Here is a 17,243-nt window from a genome sequence, read left to right on the forward strand (position 1 = left end):
TCAGCCGCGGCCGGGACCGCGCGCGACGCCGGTTCGGCTATCCTTCCAGCTCATCCCGTAGCAGCTCGAGGCGCAGCCACTCCTCCTCGGCTGCCTCGCGCTCCGCCTGCTTCTTGCCCATCAGCGAGGTGCGCGCGGCGAAGCCGGCGGGGTCGCGGGTGTAGAGGCCGGGATCGGCGAGCTGGCCCTGCAGCGCCGCGATCTCGCGTTCGAGCTGCGCGATGCGAGCGGGCAGCGTTTCCAGCGCGTGCTTGTCCTTGAAGGACATCCTAGGCTTTGCAGACTCCCGCGCCGTCGGGTCGGCGGCCTCGCGCGGTGCCGCGGCGGTCACGGCCGCCGCCTTGGCCTGCACGCCGGCACCGCGCTGGGCGACCATGTCGCTGTACCCGCCGGCGTAGTCCTGCCAGCGTCCGTCGCCCTCCGCCACGATGACGTTCGTTGCCACGCGGTCGAGGAAGTCGCGGTCGTGGCTGACCACGATCACCGTCCCCGCATACTCCGCGACGAGCTCCTGCAGCAGGTCCAGCGTCTCGAGGTCGAGGTCGTTCGTCGGCTCGTCCAGCACCAGCAGGTTGGAAGGACGCGCCAGAGCGCGCGCCAGCATTAGCCGCCCGCGCTCGCCACCGGACAGCATGCCGACCGGCGTGCGCGCCTGTTCCGCAACGAAGAGGAAGTCCTTCATGTAGCCCACGACGTGCCTGGCCTCGCCGCCGACGCGCACCTGGTCGCCGCGTCCGCCCGTCAGCGCATCCGCCAGCGTCGCCGCGGGATCGAGCCCAGCGCGCATCTGGTCGAGCGGCACCATCTCGAGGTTCGTCCCCAGCGTGACAGTGCCGGCATCGGGCGCCAGCGCGCCTGTCAGCAGCCTCAGCAGCGTCGTCTTTCCCGCGCCGTTCGGGCCGACGATGCCGACACGGTCGCCGCGCATGATGCGGGTGGAGAAGTCCTGCACCACCGGCTGACTGCCGAAGGATTTCGCGATGCGGTCGGCGGCCACGACGAGCGTGCCGGAGCCCTCGGCCTCCGCCGCCGCCATCCTGACCGTGCCGGGCGCGGCAACGCGTTCCTTGCGGCGCTTTCGCAGCGCCTGAAGGTCCGCCAGGCGCTTCACGTTGCGCTTGCGCCGCGCGGTGACGCCATAGCGCAGCCAATGCTCCTCCCGCACGATCTTGCGGGAGAGCTTGTGCGCCTCGGTCTCCTCCTCCTCCAGCACGCGGTCCCGCCAGGCCTCGAAGCCGGCGAAGCCCTGCTCCAGCCGGCGCGTCGCGCCGCGGTCGAGCCAGACCATGGTGCGCGACAGGCGCTCCAGGAAGCGGCGGTCGTGGCTGATCAGGACCAGCGCGCCGCGGGTCTGGGCGAGTTCGCCTTCCAGCCATTCGATGGCGGGCAGGTCCAGATGGTTGGTCGGCTCATCGAGCAGCAGGATGTCCGGCCGCGGCGCCAGCACGCGGGCCAGCGCCGCGCGGCGGGTCTCGCCTCCGGATAAAGTCGCTGGCGCCTCCTCCCCGGTCAGGCCGAGGCCCTCCAGCAGCCGCCGCGCGCGGTGGGCGTCGTCGCCGGGCGCGAGGCCCGCCTCCACGAAGGCGCCGGTCGTCGCGAATCCCGAGAGGTCGGGCTCCTGCGGGAGGTATCGCAGCGTCGCGCCTGGCTGCAGGAAGCGCGTGCCGGCATCGGCCTCGATCATGCCGGCGGCAGTTTTCAGCAGCGTGGACTTGCCGGACCCGTTCCGCCCGACGAGCGCCACGCGCTCGCCGGCGCCCACGGCAAGCTCCGCCCCTTCCAGCAGCCAGGTCGAGCCGAGGCGAAGGCGGATGTCGCGCAGATGCAGGAGCGGCGGGGCCATGGCGCCGGCATGGCGGCGCCCGGCGGGCGCGTCAACCGCGCCGGCCGGAAGGCCGTCGCAGCGGATCGAAGCGGCGTTCCGGGGCGCGAGCGGCCTTCAGGCACTCCGCGGCGTTGCCGGGCTCGGGCGGACGCTGGCCGCGGCGCAGCGCCTCCCAGTCCTGGCGGGGCTGGCGGCCGCGAAGGGCAGGGCCCATGCGGCGGGCGAGGTCGGTGCCGTCCATCCATGATCCTCCGGTGTTCGGGCCGCCCGAGTTGGGCAAGGCAGGGCGCTGGATCAATCCCGCATCAACCGGCCTTGATCCCCGGGGGATACCGTGTCGGACTGGCGGCCTGCTCCCCGGAGATCGCCCATGCGTCGTCGATTGCTGCTGGCCTCGGTCGTTGCCCTGCCGACGCCGGCACTGGCGCAGGACCGGTGGCCGAGCCGCTCCGTGCGGATGGTGTCATCCTCGCCGCCAGCCGGTGCGTCCGACATCCTGACCCGCACCATCGCACAGGCCCTGCAGGACCAGACCGGCCAGGCCTTCGTGGTCGAGAACCGCGCCGGTGCCGGCGGCGTCGTGGGGTCGGACTTCGTCGCGAAGGCGGCGCCCGATGGATACACCTGGCTCACCACCAATGTCGGCCCGCAGGCGATCTTCCGTGAGTTGATCCGGAACCTGCCCTACGACACCCGGACTGATTTCCGGCCGGTGACGATCCTCGGCACCCTGCCGCTGGTGCTGATCGTTGGGCCCGGCCAGCCGCAGACACTCGCGGCCTATCTGGACGCGGCGCAGGCGCGACCGGGTCAGATGAATTTCGGATCGGGCGGCAACGGCACACTGCATCACCTGACCGGCGAGCTGGTGAACAGCGCGGCGGGCGTGCGCATCACGCATGTGCCCTATCGCGGCGCGCAGGCCGCGACGACGGATGTGCTGGGTGGGCGGATCGAGGGCATGTGGGACAGCCTGCCTTCCGCCGCGCCGCACATCCGAAGCGGCTCGGTGAAGGCGCTGGCGGTGTCGTCCGCGAACCGCAGCCCGGCTTTCCCCGACGTGCCGACACTGAAGGAGCAGGGTGTCGACGTCGTCACCACCAACTGGTTCGGCCTGGCCGGCCCCGCCCACCTGCCGGAGGAGATCGTCCAGGCGATGTATGCGCAGCTTCGTCGCGCGCTGGCCTCCCAGCCCGTGCGGGACCGCTTCGGGTCCATCGGCGTCGAGATCGTGGGCGAGCCGCCCGACGCCACGCAGCGCTACGTCCTCGCCGAGATCGAGCGATGGTCCGCCGTCGTGCGTGCCACCGGCGTGACGATGGACTGACCGCCATGCTGACCGAGACCGAGGCCGCGCTGACCGCCGCCGCCCGCATCGACCACGCCTGGTCACTGGTGGAGCGCTTCTCCACCATGCGGCGCCAGGACCCGCATGAAGCCGTGGCCGCCGGCGAGGAGATCGGCCGGCGCCTTGCCGCGCTCGGCCTGCCCGTCACGCTGCATCGGCCGCGGCTGTACCTGGCGGTGCCGAAGGCCGCGCATGTCGAACTGGATGGCCATCGTTTCGCGGCGCGGCCCGCGCAGTTGGCGGCGACAGCGCCGGAGGGACTGACGGCGCCGCTGGTCTTCGTGGAGGACCCGATCGGCCCGCCGCCGGGCTGGACACCGAACACCGCGCCGCTGTTCGGGCCGGGCTACGATCCCGCGCCGGGCATGCCGGACCTGCGGGGGAAGATCGTGCTGTTCCGGGGCATGATCCTGGCCGAGAAGATCCTGTCCTTTGCGGCCCTCGGCGCCGCCGCCGTGATCGCGGTGAACCCCGGCCCCGACATGCATTGGGGCAGCGGCAGCGCGATCTGGGGCACGCCCGACCTGGATGACCTGCCCTGGCGCACGCCGATCCCAGGCTGCGCGGTGGCGAAGCCCGATGGCGACGCGCTGATCGAGGCCGCGCGGCGCGGCGCTTCCGCCACGTTGACCACTGTCGTGGAGGAAGGCTGGTTCGACCAGGTCCTGCCGGAGGTCCGCATCCCGGGCCTCGAGGAATCCGACCGCTTCGTCCTGCTGCACGGCCACTACGACAGCTGGGACGTCGGCATCGGCGACAATGCCACCGGCGACGCCTGCATGCTGGAAGCCGCGCGCGTGCTGTACGAGCACCGCGCAAGCCTGCGTCGCGGCGTGCGCATCTGCTGGTGGCCCGGCCATTCCACCGGCAAGTTCGCGGGCAGCACCTGGTACGCCGATGCCTTCGCCCGCGACCTCGCGCGAGGCTGCGTCGCGCATCTCAACTGCGACAGTCCGGGCTGCCGCGACGCGACAGACTATCCGACGATCCCCTGGATGGCGGAGAACAGGGCGTTCGTCACGGAAGCCGTTGCGGACGTCACGGGGAAGAAGGCGGGGGGCAAGCGGCCGTCGCAATCCTCGGACTACAGCTTCAACAACCTCGGCATCTCCGGCTGCTTCAGCGCGTCTTCCCGCATCCCGAAGCAGGAGGTCGAGCGGCGCGGCTGGTACTTCGTGATGGGCAATGGCGGCAACACCGCCTGGCACACCGACCGCGATCAACTCGACGTCGCCGACCCGGAGGTGCTGCTGACGGACATCAGGCTCTATGCGCTGGCGGTCTTCCGGCTGGCCACGCATGCCGCCATCCCGCTCGATCCCGGCGCGCTGGTCGGGGAATTGCAGGGCCATCTCGACCGCTACGCCAGCGCGGCGGGCGACCGCTTTGACCTCGCGCCGTCGCGCGCGGCGATGCAGGCGCTGGCGGCGAAGCTCGCGGCGTTCGAAGCCTCGAAGCCCGATCCGGCAACCGCGACCGCGACGCGGCTTGCCGTGCTGCGTCGGCTCGTGCCGCTGGACTACACTCGCGGTACGCGCTTCCGCCGCGACATCGGCCTGCCCGCGCCGCCGCTGACGCATCTCGCGGTCGCCGCGGAACTCGACCGCTACCCGCCGGCCGCGCTCGGTTTCGCCATCGCGACGCTGACGCGCGGCCAGAACCATGTCGTCGCTTCCCTAGAGGCCGCTGCCGAGGCCATCCGGTGAGGCGGCGTCAGGGCGCCCGGCCTTCCATCGCGTCGCGCAGCCAGCCCGGCGGCATGGCGGCGATGAAGGCGGCGCGCAGGGAAGCGTAGCGTTCGCTGCCGAGCCCCGCCGTGCCAGGGGTGAAGAACCGCTCGTCGGGGGTGTGGAACAGGAAGGCCTGCGCCTCGTTCGCCATCACCTCGTCGATCGCGGGATCGTAGTTGGCGTTGGCGAGCAGCGCACGAAGCCGAACGCGCTCCGGCTCGGTCAGCATCTCGCGCCACAGGCGCCAGACCGCGGCGGCGTAGGCGGGGTTGGTGAAGAACTCCCCATGGGAAAGCTCGTGCCGCAGCATCGCCGCGCGCGCGCGCTGATCGAGCCAGGGCTCGGCGCCGGCATGCGGGATCGAGACCAGCGCGCCGTTCGACGCCACGCCAAGCCAGCCGGCATCGCGCGCCATCGCCCGCAGCCGCTCCTCTGCGGCGTTGAGCCGGATGCCGTCGCGGTCGGCCAGCACGAAGAAGCGCGCGATGTCGGCGGCGCGGTAGTTGTGGCCGTAGTAGAAGGTCTCGGCGGAACTGCCATCGGCGCGCACCGCCTGGTCGAGCGCGGCGTCGTCCAGCACGCGGTCGCGCGGCAGCCCGGTCTTCTCCACCAGCGCCGCCAGGCGGTTCAGCATGAGCGCCTGCTCGGCCAGCGTCGGGAAATCCAGCACGAGGATCGAGGGGTTCGCCGCCAGGCGCCAGGCCCGCAGCTGCGGCGCGGCGCTGGCCAGGATCGCGGCCTCGCTCGCCTCGGGGAAAGGATCGGGCGCCGGCGCCACGACGACCGCGACGGCCGGCGCCAGCGTGGCCGGCCGCGCGCCGAGAAACTGCCAGGCCAGCCAGGCGCCGGCGAACAGCGCCGCGACCACGATCCCGCCCGCGACGGCAAGGCCGGAGGTGCGCCGGACGGGCGCCGCGGACGCGGCGGTCAGGCGGACGGTTTCCTCCTCGTGCCGCGCCACGCGGTGACGCGGATCAGGTGCCGAGGTTCACGACCTGGACGCGGCGGTTGCGCGGTTCCGACACCTCGTCGCCGGTCGGGACGAGAGGCGCGCTCTCGCCCATGCCGACGGCCTGCAGCCGGGATGGCGCGATGCCGAACTTGGCGGTGAGGTACTGCACCACCGCCGCCGCGCGGCGTTCGGACAGGGACTGGTTCGCCATGGGATTGCCGACGGTGTCGGTGTGGCCTTCGACCCGGAAGCGGAAGCCCGAAAGATCGGCGCTTGCCAGCGCGCGGCCGAGTTCGTCGAGCGTGCGGATCGCCTGCGGCGTGAGTTCGGCGGAGCCGGAGGCGAAGTTCACGGTGAGGTTGACGGAGGGGGCGGACGGCGCGACGGCGGCCACGGGCGGGCGCGCCGCCGCGGGGACCGGTGCCGACGAGCCGGTCGGCGCCGGCGTCGCGGCGGCCGCGGGCTGCGTGCCCGTATCGGCCGGGGCCGCGGGCGAGACGGGGCGGATGCCGCGCGTCGGGCCGCCGAGGATGTTGCCGCCCGGCCGCAGTTGGTCGATGATCTGTTGCGAGCTCGGGTTGGATTGCGCATCGGCGCCCTGGGGCAGGGCAAGGCCACCGACCAGCAGCGCTGTGGTCAGGACAAGACGCATCGGTCGAACCTCCGGGCGATACTCGATCTCGCGAGAAAAGCACATCCTGCTTCGCCTGTCAGGCGTGGCATCCTTCATGCCGGCGCGCATCCCAAAGCGCGAAGCCGCGGCAGGGAGCTGTTCCGCACCTCGTTGAAGGCGGCCTCGATCTTGCCCTGGTCCTCGGCCGACAGATGGCCGACCAGCGCCTGGGTCCAGCCCGCGGTGTCCACCTCCGTCTCGCCCTCCAGCAGGCGGCCGGCGGCATAGAGGTCGAGCATGCTGCAGTTCACGCCGGCGCCGACCATGGCGCTGGCCAGGGTGAAGCCGCGGTTGAGGTTCTCCAGCTGGGCGAAGCGGCGCGCGAAGACGGTGTTGAGCCGCCGGACGGCGTCCTCGCATCCGGCTTCCGGACGGACCGCCACCACCACCTGGCGCATGCCGACGAGCAGCCCGGTGAGTTCGGCCGGGTTCTCCCGTTGAGCGACCGAGCCAGGCAGATGCAGCAGGTCTCCGACGCGCGCCGGGCCGCGGGCGAGGCGTTCGATGACCGGCCCGTAGAACTCCCGGGACAGCTCGGCCTTGATGCTGCCGATCTGCACTTCCAGTGCCACCTTGTCCGGCGGCATGAGCAGCGCAACGTGCAGCTCGCGCAGCGCCGCATCCCGCTGCGCCACGCCAAGCCGTCGCCCGCCGCGCACATAGATGTCGTGCCGCAGCGTCCGCGCGAGGCAGAGATCCTTGACCAGCTCCTGCATGATCGGATCCTCGAAGCGGTCCCAAACCGCGCGCTGCTGCGCGGTCATCGCCAGTTCGGGGAAGTTCTCGATCAGCGTCGCCGCACCCACGAAGTCGAGCCGCGCCCCGGACAGGGCGGCGGCGACGTCGGACTGCCAGCAGGGCTTCCAGTGGCCGTTCATGAATTCATGGGCGAGGTAGGCGGGCGAGTAGACCGTGCTCTCGGTGATCCACATCGACGTCCGCGGGTCGGCGCGCAGCGCGGTCGCTTCGGCGTTGGCAAGGTCCCGCAGCACCTCGAGGCCGCGCTGCGCCTGGCGGTCGCTGCGCGTGGCCATCCGCAGCCCGGCTTCCCGGATCGTGCGCTGCACCGCCAGCATGCCCTGCCAGCCCGGCAGCGCGTTGTAGCTGAGATGCATGATCCCGCCGGGGCGCAGCTTGGCCTGGAGCAGCCGCACGATGCCGGCCTGCACCTCCTCCGACACCCAGCTCCAGACGCCATGCGCGGTCACGATGTCGGCGTCCGGCAGCGCGGCGCAGGCCGGGGTTTCGGCGAAATGCGCGAGGTCGGCTTCCAGGAAGGTGACGTTCCCGAGCCCGGCTTCGCGCGCCATCGCGCGAGCCGAGGCGATATGCGCGGGGTTGAAGTCGAGCGCGGTGACGCGCCAGCCCGGATTGGCTGCGGCGACGATCAGCGCGCCGAGGCCGAGCCCGCAGCCGAGCTCGACGTAATGCGCGCCCTCCGCCGGGACGTCCCAGTCCACGCCGCAGAGCAGGCAGGCCAGTTGCAGCTGGCCCGGCGACTGCTCCCGGTAGTAGCCGCCATCGTAGCCGATGTCGGTGACGTAGCCGTCTCCCCAGCCACTGGTCATGAAGTCACAGTCTCCAAGTCGGCGATGTTGTCGGGCCGGGGCGCGGCCCCGGGCGCGCCGCGGCGGTGGAAGAACTCCACCACCTCGGCCTCGAAGATCGCCTCCGTGCCGTGCGCGTCGCGCGACGGGGCGGGCAGCCAGGTGTTCCAGCCGAGCCGGGGCGCGGGATCCGCGTCGGCCTGCAGACGGAGCGGCGGGATCTCAGCGGCGTCCAGAACGGGGTTCACGGCGAAGCCGGTCTCGAGCCCGAGGAAGGCGCGGACGAGGGAGACGAGCCGCGCCAGTGCGGCCTTGTCGGGCAGCAGGGCATCGAAGGCCGGGCCCGACAGCGGGCCGAGCCGAAGCACCACGCGCGCGGCCGGGTCCCAGGCGCGCAGGCCGATCGTCGCGTCCACGCCCAGCCGGGCGAAGCGGCCGCTGCCGATCCCGACCGGCAGGCGCGTCCTCTGCGCGGGCGGCAGGGCGAGCCAGGCGCCGGCGAACTGGACCACCTCGACGGGCTGGCCGAGCCAGTCGGACACCAGCGCCTGCAGCCGCTCCGCCGAGCGGGGACGGGTGGCGAAGAGGCCGGCGTAGTGGATCAGCGGCTCCGCCCCGGCGGTCACGCGATCCGCAAGATGGGACGTGCCGTGGCCGCCAAGCGCCAGCAGGATCGCCGCGATCCTGTCGCCCCCGGCGTCCCCCGCGATCACGGCGGCGTCGGCGGCGCGGTGCTCGCGGTACTTGATCCCTGCGGCGGCGAAATGCGCGACCAGGCGCTGCGCGATGGTGTCGAGGAAAGCCGGCAGTCCGCGGGCGCGGCCGCGGACCTGCTGCACCACGGCTTCGGAGTAGTGGCGCGGCAAGACGCCCGATGGGCCGGTCAGGCCGATGAGCGCCGGCGTCAGCGAGGCTGGGCCCGTGCCCGTCCCGGGGTCGTAGCGCAGCACGTCGCCGGCGGGGTAGGCAAGGCCGTGCGGCGCGTGGAAGCGCGCTGCCTCCGACGGGTCCGCGGTGCCGCGGTCGGCGCAGATTAGACGGATCGCCGCGTCGAAGGAGAAGCTTTCCGGTTCCTTCGCGAGGCGCTCGAGCGGGGAGCGCGCGGTCACAGCAGCGTCCGCCACCCCGCCCGGGCCGGCCACGCTGCGGCATCGCCTGGGGCGCCGCGCAGCACGGCGCGCGTGCGCACGAAGGAATTCACGCTCGCATGCAGCGCGAGGAAGCGGTCCAGCACGGAGGCCAGGAGATAGAGCCCGCCGGTCTGCCAGCCCCGCTGGTCGAAGGTGAGCCGGATATCCAGCCCGCGGCAGAAGGACCCGCCGACGCCATGCCCGCCGCCCGGCAGCCGCGCCACGCCCGGCACGGCCGAGACTTCGAGGAGGGAGGCGATGGCGGAGCGCGTCTCGGCGCTGTCGCGCAGGTCGTGCAGGCGCAGCACTTCCCGCAGCGCCGCCGCGCCCTCGCCGTCGCCGACGATCGAGAGATGCGCCAGCGAAAGCTGGGAGATGAGGCGCCAGGCCATGCGCTCCCGCAGTGCGCGGCGGAGGGTGGGCGTCGGCGCGGTCATCGCCTGGATCGACGCGATCGAGGGCTGGCCCTCCACCAGGCGAAGCCCGGGACGCCCGCCGCCGAATGGCAGGTCGGCCGGCAGGTCGCGGTTGCTGCACAGCGCGTCAACCGACAGCACACGATCCGATGACTGGCGCGGCGCGAGTTCAGGGTCATGGGGCGCGAGGAAGACCTCCGTGCCTTCCGCCGGCGCCGGCGCCGCGCGGCGGACCGCCGCGTAGAAGCCGCCGGCCACGCCGGGTTCCGGATCGGCATGGGTCATGCGGTGGAAGGGACGCCAGGGCCGCGTGCTGCCATCGGGCTGCGGCTCCCGCACGCGGGTGACGGACCACACCTCGGTGGCGGCGGGCCGGCGCGAATCCGGCACGACGCGATACTCGGTCGCGGTGTCGTCGAGGCGGATCGGCTCGCAGCGCTGCGGGAAGATGTTGACCAGGGGCGTGCAGCCCAGGGCAAAGCTCTCGGCATCGACCGAACGCTCCATCTCCGGCATCGAGCGGGAGAGCCAGATGAAGACGTCGAGCCGGTTGCCCGCCTGCGCCGCCCGCGCGCGCATCCCGCAGAGGTCCAGGAACAGGAACTTCTCGGGCAGGGCGAAGTATTCGGTCAGCAGGCGGAACCCGGCGAAGGCGCGGGCGGGATAGGGAAGCAGCGCTTCCTCCGGTGCGAAGCCGACCGGCTCGATCGCCTCGGGCCCGAGAATGGCCGGCCGCGCGTCGCCAGGCCCTTCGGCGTAGGCGACGCTCACGGCATGGCAGCGCAGCAGTTCGTTCAGCGCGGCAGCATTGGCGCCCCGGAGAAAAAGCCGCAGCCGGTCCAGGCCGAGCTTGGCAATGCTGACCTCGGGCGAGAGGCCCTTCAGGGTCAGCCGGAGGCAGGCGACGGAGCCGGTGGCGAGAGGATTGGCCGGCGCCGCAACCGGCATGCCCGACAGCCGCGCCGCCTCGATCTCCACCGGCCAGATCTTCAGGGGATAGGCGCTGCGGTAGCGGCAGCGCTCGCCGCGCACGGGCTCGGTGTCGACCAGCAGGCCGGCCGGCAGGGTGGCCGGAGCCTGCAGCCCGACCTGCGGCGCGAAGCGCGCGACGAAGCAGGACGGGAAGGGCGCGAGATAGTGGGGATAGAGGACCTCGAGCAGCGTATCCGTCAGTTCGGGGAATTCGTCGTCGAGGCGGTGATGGACGCGGGCGGCAAGGAACGCGACGCCCTCGAGCAGCCGCGCGACATGCGGGTCGTCCACCGAATCCGGGGACAGCCGCAGCCGCCCGGCGATCTTGGGATGCGCGAGCGCGAACTCCGCCGCAAGCCGGCGCAGCGCATCGAGTTCCCGGTTGTAGTAGGGCAGCAGGGCGTCGGTCACCTCAGGCCCCCGAGGTTTCGCGTACCACGACCTCGTCGCGCGCGGCGTCGAGCACGGTGTCGAAACCCACCGGCTCCGGCGCCGGGTCGGCATCCAGCAGCGCGTCGATCCTCAGTCGGAGCGTGCCGGTCAGCGGGTCCGTCGAATCGAGGAGTTGCACCTTGAGCGAGATGAAACGCGGCTCGAATCGCCGGATCGTCTCCTCCACTTCGCGTCGGAGCATGTCGCGCCGCGAGGCCTCGCCGAAGGCGCCGGAGGAGAAGTCGGGCAGGCCATAGCCGATCGGGGAGAGCGAGAGCTCCTTCAGCGCGGCGGGCCAGGACCGCCAGCGCCGGCGCGCATTGAGCAGCGACTGCAGGTCGCGGCGGACGGCAGCGCGCAGCTGCTCCAGCACCTCGGCATTCGACCGCACGCGGTCGCGCTCCTGGTCCGGGGCGTCGTCCATCAGCCGGTCGAGCAGCGGCAGCTGCGCGCGAAGCTCGCCTCGGTCGCGTCGCCCGGACATTCCCGTCAACCCGCCTCCTGCGCGATCTCGATCTCGATCTCGGTCAGTTCCATCACCGTCGCCGCGTCCTCGCCGACGAGGAAGGTCCTGAGGCCAAGCCCCCTGACCGGTCCGCCCTCGGGGCCCGCCCAGTCGGTGGAGCGCCCGAGCAGAAGGCTGTCGTCCACGCCGGGCTCCGCCGCGTAGATCGCGGGGATGTAGACGTCGCCGTCCGGCCCGCTGGCGACCGACATGGTGGCGCGCCGCCACAGGAGGTCGCGCGGGCGCCGCGGCGGATGGAACAGCAGCGCCTGCACGCGCTCGACCGGAATCCAGAAATACTTGCCGGTCGTCGTCAGCACCTCGAAGGTGCCGGCGAGGAGGTCGTCGGCGTCGCGCAGGTCGGCGAATTCCTGCCCGCCATGGCGGCCCCGCACCGCCGGCCGCACCGATTCGGCCTCGGCCGACAGGCGTGCGGCCTCGGCCGCGTTGCCATCGCGCAGCGCAACCAGCGCGGCCAGCGCGTGCCGCTGCCAGGCGCTCGGCTCGCCGATGAACTCCGGCACGCGGCCATCGCGGAAGAGCTGACGCCGCGCGACCTCGGCCCGCAGCAGCTGGCGGAACTCGGCCACCGCGACCGCGGCGGTGGGATCCACGTCGGAGGCGGCGTCGAGGATGACGTCCGCGCGTTCAGCGTTGCCCGAGAAGGCCAGCATCTCGGCGAGCAGGATCCGCGCACCGAGATCCGTCGGCGCGCGCTTCAGCGCCGCCGACGCCGCTGCGAGGGCATCCTGCAGGTGGCCGGAATGAAACAGGGCTCCGGCCTGGCCGGGCGTCGGTGCGGCGTCACTCATGAACCGGCGGCTCCTCTTCGGCCCGGGGCGGAAATCTCGGTCATCAGCATGAAGGTGGCCGACACGTCGTCAAGCTGGTGGTAGGGGCGAAGATGCGCGACGCAGCCGAACACGCCAGGCTTGCCGGGCTTTTCCTGCACCGTGATCCGACCTTCGAACAGCGGATAGCGCGCGCGCGTTTCGCTGCCGGACTTCGTGTTCGGATTGACGTAGCCCTGCAGCCACGAATTGAGCCGCACGTCGATCTCGTCGGCCGTCTGGAAGCTGCCGACCATGTCGCGCCCCATGACCTTGACGTAGTGCGCGAAGCGCGAGGCGCAGAGCAGCGCGTTGAGCTGCGCGGAGATGCGGGCGGAGGCATCCGCGGCGGCTGCGTTGGCGCCCATGTGGCGGGCCGGCGCCTGCAGGCTGCGCGCCGCACCGAACAGAAGTTCCGCGGCATAGGGCATGGCGCTGACCGGCATCAGCCCCGCATCCACCAATGCTCGCTCCTGCGGGTCGGTCAGCACGATCTCGGTGGGCGCGCGCTGCCAGGCCTCCGGCGGGCCGGATGCGAAGGGCTCGTCGGGCAGACCGTCGATCAGGCCGCCGCCGATACGGTCGGGCTCCACGCCGCGCACGTCGGCAGGCCAGCCATGTTCCTGGAAAGCCCGGCAGGCCGCCGCGGCGAAGCCGTAGGAGGCCGCCATCCAGACGCGATCCGCCGCGCTGGCCGACCTTTCGGCATAGCGGAACCGGTCCACCCGCGCGGGATCGTCGCGCCAGGGCGGACGGGCGAGTAGCCGGGGCAGCGTCACGCCCACGAAGCGCAGATCGGCCCGGCTGGACAGGCTGCGCCAGCGCGCGTGCTCGGCCCCGCCGAGCGGCGCCGTCACGTCGAGCACCGATTGCAGCCCGCGCCAGTCGTCCACGTCGAGCAGGGCGGGATGGGCCGATAGGATGACAGGGGCGAAGGCGGCGGCCGCGACCTCGGCCAGCGAGGCGAGGGCGGAGACGTCGTCGGTCGGCGAGCCTGGACCGGGCCGATGGCGCACCTCGTGGTCGACGACGAGCAGCCCGAAGGGCTCGCCGCCCGCGATGCCGAACTCATCCTCGTAGACCAGGCGGAAGAGGTGGCTGCGGTCGAACTCCGCTGCGCGCTCGAGGTCGCGACAGATCTCGGGCCAGGCGACCGGCAGTACGCGGAGCTTGACGCGCCGGCCCGGCTCGACGCGGTCCACGAGCCAGGAGAGGCCGCGCCAGCGTCCCTCGAACCGGGTCATGCGGGGATGATGGAGGATGGCGTCGAGCTGCCGCCCGATCGCCTCGTCAAGCGCGGCGATGTCGCGGTCGAGCGCGGCGCGCAGGCGGTCGGCGTCGCCGGCGATGCCGGCCGCGGCCGCGCCGAACCAGGTGTCGAGTGCCGCCCTGGTGGCCGGCGAGGCCAGGAAGGCAGCGAGGCGCTCCGCCCCGTCGCGGTGCGCCTCGCCGAGGAATGCCCCTGCCAGGACCGCGTCGCGGAGCGGCGGGGCGGCGGGAGGGCGCGGTCGGAGGACGAGCGTCTCGTCCACCTGCATGCTTCCTCCCGCCAGGCTTGCCTCAGGCCTTCTGCGGGATGCGCGCGACCATGCGCATGGAGGTCGTCAGTTCCTCCATCTGCAGCCAGGGGCGCATGTAGGCGACCGCGTTGTAGGAGCCGGGCTTGCCCGGGATCTCCTTCACCTCGACGCGGGCTTCGCGCAGGGGATAGCGCGCCTTGCTCTCCTGGCCGGCCTTCTCGTTCGGATTGACGTAGTTCTGGATCCAGCGGTTGAGCCAGGACTCGACGTCGGACGACTCCATGAAGGAGCCGATCTTGTCGCGCGCCATGACCTTGAGGAAGTGCGCGAACCGGCCGGTCGCCATGATGTAGGGCAGGCGGGCGGAGATCGCCGCGTTGGCCGTCGCCTCCGGCCGGTCGTACTTCTTCGGCTTCTGCGTGGACTGCCCGCCGAAGAACACGGCGTAGTCCGTGTTCTTGTAGTGGCAGAGAGGCAGGAAGCCGAGGTTCGACAGTTCGAACTCGCGGCGATCAGTGATGCCGATCTCCGTCGGGCACTTCGCGTCGGCGTCGCCGTCGTCCGAGGTGAAGGTGTGCGTCGGCAGGTTCTCGACCTTGCCGCCGCCTTCGGCGCCGCGAATGGCGACGCAGAAGCCGTACTGGGCGAAGGCGTCGGTCAGCCGCGCGCCCATCACATAGGCCGCGTTCATCCAGCAATAGTCATGATGGCCCATCGCCTTGGCCGCGCCGGTGACGGGATCGGCGGGCGCTTCCTCGTAGGCGAACTCGTCGATCGGCTTGGTCGCGGCGCCATAGGGCGAGCGCGCAATGACGCGCGGCATCACCAGGCTGACGAAGCGGCTGTCCTCGCTGTCGCGGAAGCTGCGCCATTTCGCATATTCCGTGGTGTCGAAGATCTTCGCGAGGTCGCGCGGCTTCGAAAGCTCGGTCCAGTCGTTGAAGCCGAACATCCCGGCGCCGACGCCGGAGACGAAGGGCGAGAAGCCGGCAGCCGCGATGTTCGACATCAGGCGCAGCGTCTCGACGTCGTCGGGATGGTTCGTCCATTCGTAGTCGCCGACCAGCGCGCCATAGGGCTCGCCGCCGGGCGTGCCGAACTCGTTCTCGTAGAGCTTCTTGAACAGCTGGCTCTGGTCGAACTCCACCGCCTTCGTGAGGTCGCGCGTCATCTCGCGCTTCGGCAGGTTCAGCACGCGGATCTTCAGCGAGGTGCCGGTCTCGCTGTTCATGACGAGGTAGTTCAGCCCGCGCCAGCTGCCCTCGAGCTTGAGGAACTTCGGGTCGTGCATGATCGCGTTCAGCTGCGCCGACAGCTTGGCGTCGATCGCCGCGATGGCGCGGTCGAAGGTGCGCGTCAGGTTCTTGTCGAAGGTAATGGTCCCGGCGAGCGCCTGCTCCACCAGGTTCTTGACTAGGTCCTGCGCGCGGTCGGGTTCGGTCTGCTTGGTGGCGGAGACGACCTGGTCGAGCAGGCCGAGGCTTTCCGTCGTCGTCGCGCCCGTGGCGCCAGAGGCGGTCTGTGACATCGGATCAGCCCTCCTTGTTTTCTAGGCCGAGCTCGGACGAGAGCTTCTTCATCTCTGCCTCGTTGCTCAGCACCTGCTCGAGCAGGCCTTCGAGCTCTTCCGAACGGTCCACCTTGCTCATGAGGTCGCGCAGCTTCGCGCGGGTTTCCATCAGCGCGGCCAGGGCGGGAACCTGCGCGGCGACCCGCGCCGGCTCGAAATCGTCCATCGACTTGAACTTGAGGTCCACGGACATCTGGCTGCCGTCGCCGGCCAGCGTGTTGTCGACCTTGAGCTTCAGGCCAGGCGTGAAGGACGCCATCACGTCGTTGAAGTTGTCGCGGTCAATCTGCACGAACTTGCGGTCGGCGAGCGGCTTCAGCGGCGCCGTCGGATCGCCGGAGAAATCGCCCATCACGCCGACGACGAAGGGCAGTTCGCGCACGACCTGCGCGCCCTCGGTCTCGACCTCATAGGTGATGTGCACGCGTGGCTTGCGCACACGGTTGAGCTTGTCATGGATGCTGGCACTCATCGCGCGGAACCCTCTCTCCCTGGAGCTTGCTGCTGCCCGCCGTTCCGGCCCCGGGAAGTCCGGTCCTGCCCAAGGGCGCTCGCGATCTCGATGCTATGGTTCCGTCCACCGCAGGTCAAGAAATCGCGCGCCATGACGGAAAGCGACGCGCCATCCTGTATCAGCGACGGGATCAGCCCTCCTCCGGCGGCTTGATACCGAGCTGCGTGATGATCTGCGTGCGGGTCTGAAAGTCCGGCACCAGTTCCGCCATGAGTTCGGGCCAGGTGAGGCGCGCGCGGCGCGCGGCGTCGTCGAGCGTGTAGGACAGCGGGGAATTGGGTTCGGTGCGGCGGAAATACTCCGCTATCTCCGACAGCATGCGGAGGTAGTCCTCGCGCGTGCGCATCGGGCGCCCGCCGCCGCCGGTGCTGCCGCCGGTGCCGGCGACCTCCTCGCCGCCCGCGTCGCCTCCGGCGGCCGCACCCTCCGTGCCCGGGGCGTCCTCGGGCGGCGCGAAGTTGCGGACGAAGGCGAGCATCTCGGCGAGGATGTCGCGCACCCTTCCGGTGGACGGGCTGTCGGCGCCGGCCAGTTCGTCGAGCTTCGCACCCATCTCGGCCCAGGCCGTGGAGGCGTCGATGAGCTGGCGTCGCAGCGTCGCGAAATGTCCCGCGCCGGCCACGCGCGCTTCCGCCTCCACCGTCTCCAGCGGCAGCGCCCCGGCCTCAAGACGCTGCTTCTTGCGCTCCGCGTCGAGGGTCGCGAGATCGCGTGCCGCCTCGACCATGTACCAGGCCAGGCCGCTTCCATCGGGGCGACGGAAAAGCGTCATGCGTCGCAATGGCGGCAGGAGCAGTCCTTCCCTGTCGGATCCCGCCAGCCCGCCGACGCCGGCCACGCGGGCCGCGACGCCGTCATACTCGTCAGGCAGCGGGAAGACGGCGTCCCAGTAGCGCTCCGCGAGGCCCTTGATCAGCAGCGTCCCCGCTGTCAGTCCGGGCAGACCGTTCATCCGCAGCATCGCCTCGGTGAGCATCGCTGCGACGTCAAGATCCTTGCTTTTCTCCAGAAGCGCGCTGCGCGCGAGGCTGCTAATGATGCGCCAGGGCGGCGCGACGGCCGTCTCCTCGCCGCCTTCGGTTTCGGCACGGCGCTCGATCTCGCGCGCTTCGGCGCGCTGGTCGCGCAGACGGAACCAGGGCGATTGCGCGGAGGTGTCCTCCCGCAGGTCCACGCCTTGAGGCAACTCGCCCGGTATCGGCGCGAGCAGCGCCTCGAGGTCGAAGTCTTCCGGCAGTGCAGGAGCAGATGCGGCCATCGTCCGACGTTCCCCGTCCGC

At 71.5% G+C, this 17,243-nt stretch carries 15 protein-coding genes; 2 read left to right on the top strand and 13 right to left on the bottom strand.

The window, feature by feature from the left end; translation table 11 throughout:
* Window positions 1-37: 37 nt before the first annotated feature.
* Both ACLF3M_RS19045 and ACLF3M_RS19050 read right to left on the bottom strand, forming a co-directional pair.
* Window positions 38-1,843, bottom strand: a complete 1,806-nt coding sequence (locus ACLF3M_RS19045; protein ID WP_430658551.1) for an ABC-F family ATP-binding cassette domain-containing protein — start codon at window positions 1,841-1,843, stop codon at window positions 38-40.
* 31 nt (window positions 1,844-1,874) lie between these two features.
* Window positions 1,875-2,066 (bottom strand): hypothetical protein, encoded by a 192-nt coding sequence (locus ACLF3M_RS19050; protein WP_430658552.1) that lies wholly within the window; start codon window positions 2,064-2,066, stop codon window positions 1,875-1,877.
* A 129-nt stretch (window positions 2,067-2,195) separates the two neighbouring features.
* Here ACLF3M_RS19050 and ACLF3M_RS19055 point away from each other — a divergent pair, with 129 nt between their 5' ends.
* Both ACLF3M_RS19055 and ACLF3M_RS19060 read left to right on the top strand, forming a co-directional pair.
* Window positions 2,196-3,152: a Bug family tripartite tricarboxylate transporter substrate binding protein gene (locus ACLF3M_RS19055; protein ID WP_430658553.1), complete on the top strand. Its 957-nt coding sequence runs from the start codon at window positions 2,196-2,198 to the stop codon at window positions 3,150-3,152.
* A 5-nt stretch (window positions 3,153-3,157) separates the two neighbouring features.
* A complete protein-coding gene (locus ACLF3M_RS19060; RefSeq protein WP_430658554.1) occupies window positions 3,158-4,879 on the top strand; it encodes a M28 family metallopeptidase in 1,722 nt (573 codons plus the stop codon).
* Between the two features lie 7 nt (window positions 4,880-4,886).
* Here ACLF3M_RS19060 and ACLF3M_RS19065 read toward each other — a convergent pair whose 3' ends face one another.
* The 11 genes from ACLF3M_RS19065 to tssA form a co-directional block, all read right to left on the bottom strand.
* Entirely contained in the window at window positions 4,887-5,864 is a 978-nt protein-coding gene (locus tag ACLF3M_RS19065) for a hypothetical protein (RefSeq protein WP_430658555.1), read from the bottom strand.
* A 13-nt stretch (window positions 5,865-5,877) separates the two neighbouring features.
* Window positions 5,878-6,507 (bottom strand): OmpA family protein, encoded by a 630-nt coding sequence (locus tag ACLF3M_RS19070; RefSeq protein ID WP_430658556.1) that lies wholly within the window; start codon window positions 6,505-6,507, stop codon window positions 5,878-5,880.
* A 74-nt stretch (window positions 6,508-6,581) separates the two neighbouring features.
* Complete coding sequence (locus tag ACLF3M_RS19075) at window positions 6,582-8,096, bottom strand: class I SAM-dependent methyltransferase (RefSeq protein WP_430658557.1); 1,515 nt, start codon at window positions 8,094-8,096, stop codon at window positions 6,582-6,584.
* Window positions 8,093-9,184, bottom strand: coding sequence for a type VI secretion system baseplate subunit TssG (gene tssG, locus ACLF3M_RS19080; RefSeq protein ID WP_430658558.1), 1,092 nt, complete (start codon window positions 9,182-9,184; stop codon window positions 8,093-8,095). The genes ACLF3M_RS19075 and tssG overlap by 4 nt, the downstream gene beginning before the upstream one ends.
* Window positions 9,181-11,004, bottom strand: a complete 1,824-nt coding sequence (gene tssF, locus ACLF3M_RS19085; protein WP_430658559.1) for a type VI secretion system baseplate subunit TssF — start codon at window positions 11,002-11,004, stop codon at window positions 9,181-9,183. Before tssF ends, tssG begins: the two co-directional genes overlap by 4 nt.
* 1 nt (window position 11,005) lies before the next feature.
* Window positions 11,006-11,509, bottom strand: coding sequence for a type VI secretion system baseplate subunit TssE (gene tssE / locus ACLF3M_RS19090; protein ID WP_430658560.1), 504 nt, complete (start codon window positions 11,507-11,509; stop codon window positions 11,006-11,008).
* 5 nt (window positions 11,510-11,514) lie between these two features.
* Window positions 11,515-12,342 carry a type VI secretion system accessory protein TagJ gene (locus tag ACLF3M_RS19095; protein WP_430658561.1) on the bottom strand — a complete coding sequence of 276 codons (828 nt, stop codon included), beginning with the start codon at window positions 12,340-12,342 and terminating at the stop codon, window positions 11,515-11,517.
* Window positions 12,339-13,892: a type VI secretion system contractile sheath large subunit gene (gene tssC / locus ACLF3M_RS19100; protein ID WP_430658562.1), complete on the bottom strand. Its 1,554-nt coding sequence runs from the start codon at window positions 13,890-13,892 to the stop codon at window positions 12,339-12,341. The genes ACLF3M_RS19095 and tssC (ACLF3M_RS19100) overlap by 4 nt, the downstream gene beginning before the upstream one ends.
* A gap of 28 nt (window positions 13,893-13,920) precedes the next feature.
* On the bottom strand, window positions 13,921-15,408 hold the full coding sequence (gene tssC, locus ACLF3M_RS19105) for a type VI secretion system contractile sheath large subunit (protein ID WP_430658563.1): 1,488 nt from the start codon (window positions 15,406-15,408) through the stop codon (window positions 13,921-13,923).
* A 4-nt stretch (window positions 15,409-15,412) separates the two neighbouring features.
* Window positions 15,413-15,922: a type VI secretion system contractile sheath small subunit gene (gene tssB / locus ACLF3M_RS19110; RefSeq protein WP_430658564.1), complete on the bottom strand. Its 510-nt coding sequence runs from the start codon at window positions 15,920-15,922 to the stop codon at window positions 15,413-15,415.
* 172 nt (window positions 15,923-16,094) lie between these two features.
* Window positions 16,095-17,222: a type VI secretion system protein TssA gene (tssA, locus tag ACLF3M_RS19115; RefSeq protein WP_430658565.1), complete on the bottom strand. Its 1,128-nt coding sequence runs from the start codon at window positions 17,220-17,222 to the stop codon at window positions 16,095-16,097.
* Between the last annotated feature and the right edge of the window lie 21 nt (window positions 17,223-17,243).

Source organism: Falsiroseomonas sp. HW251, from assembly GCF_050563545.1.
Classification (GTDB): domain Bacteria; phylum Pseudomonadota; class Alphaproteobacteria; order Acetobacterales; family Acetobacteraceae; genus Falsiroseomonas.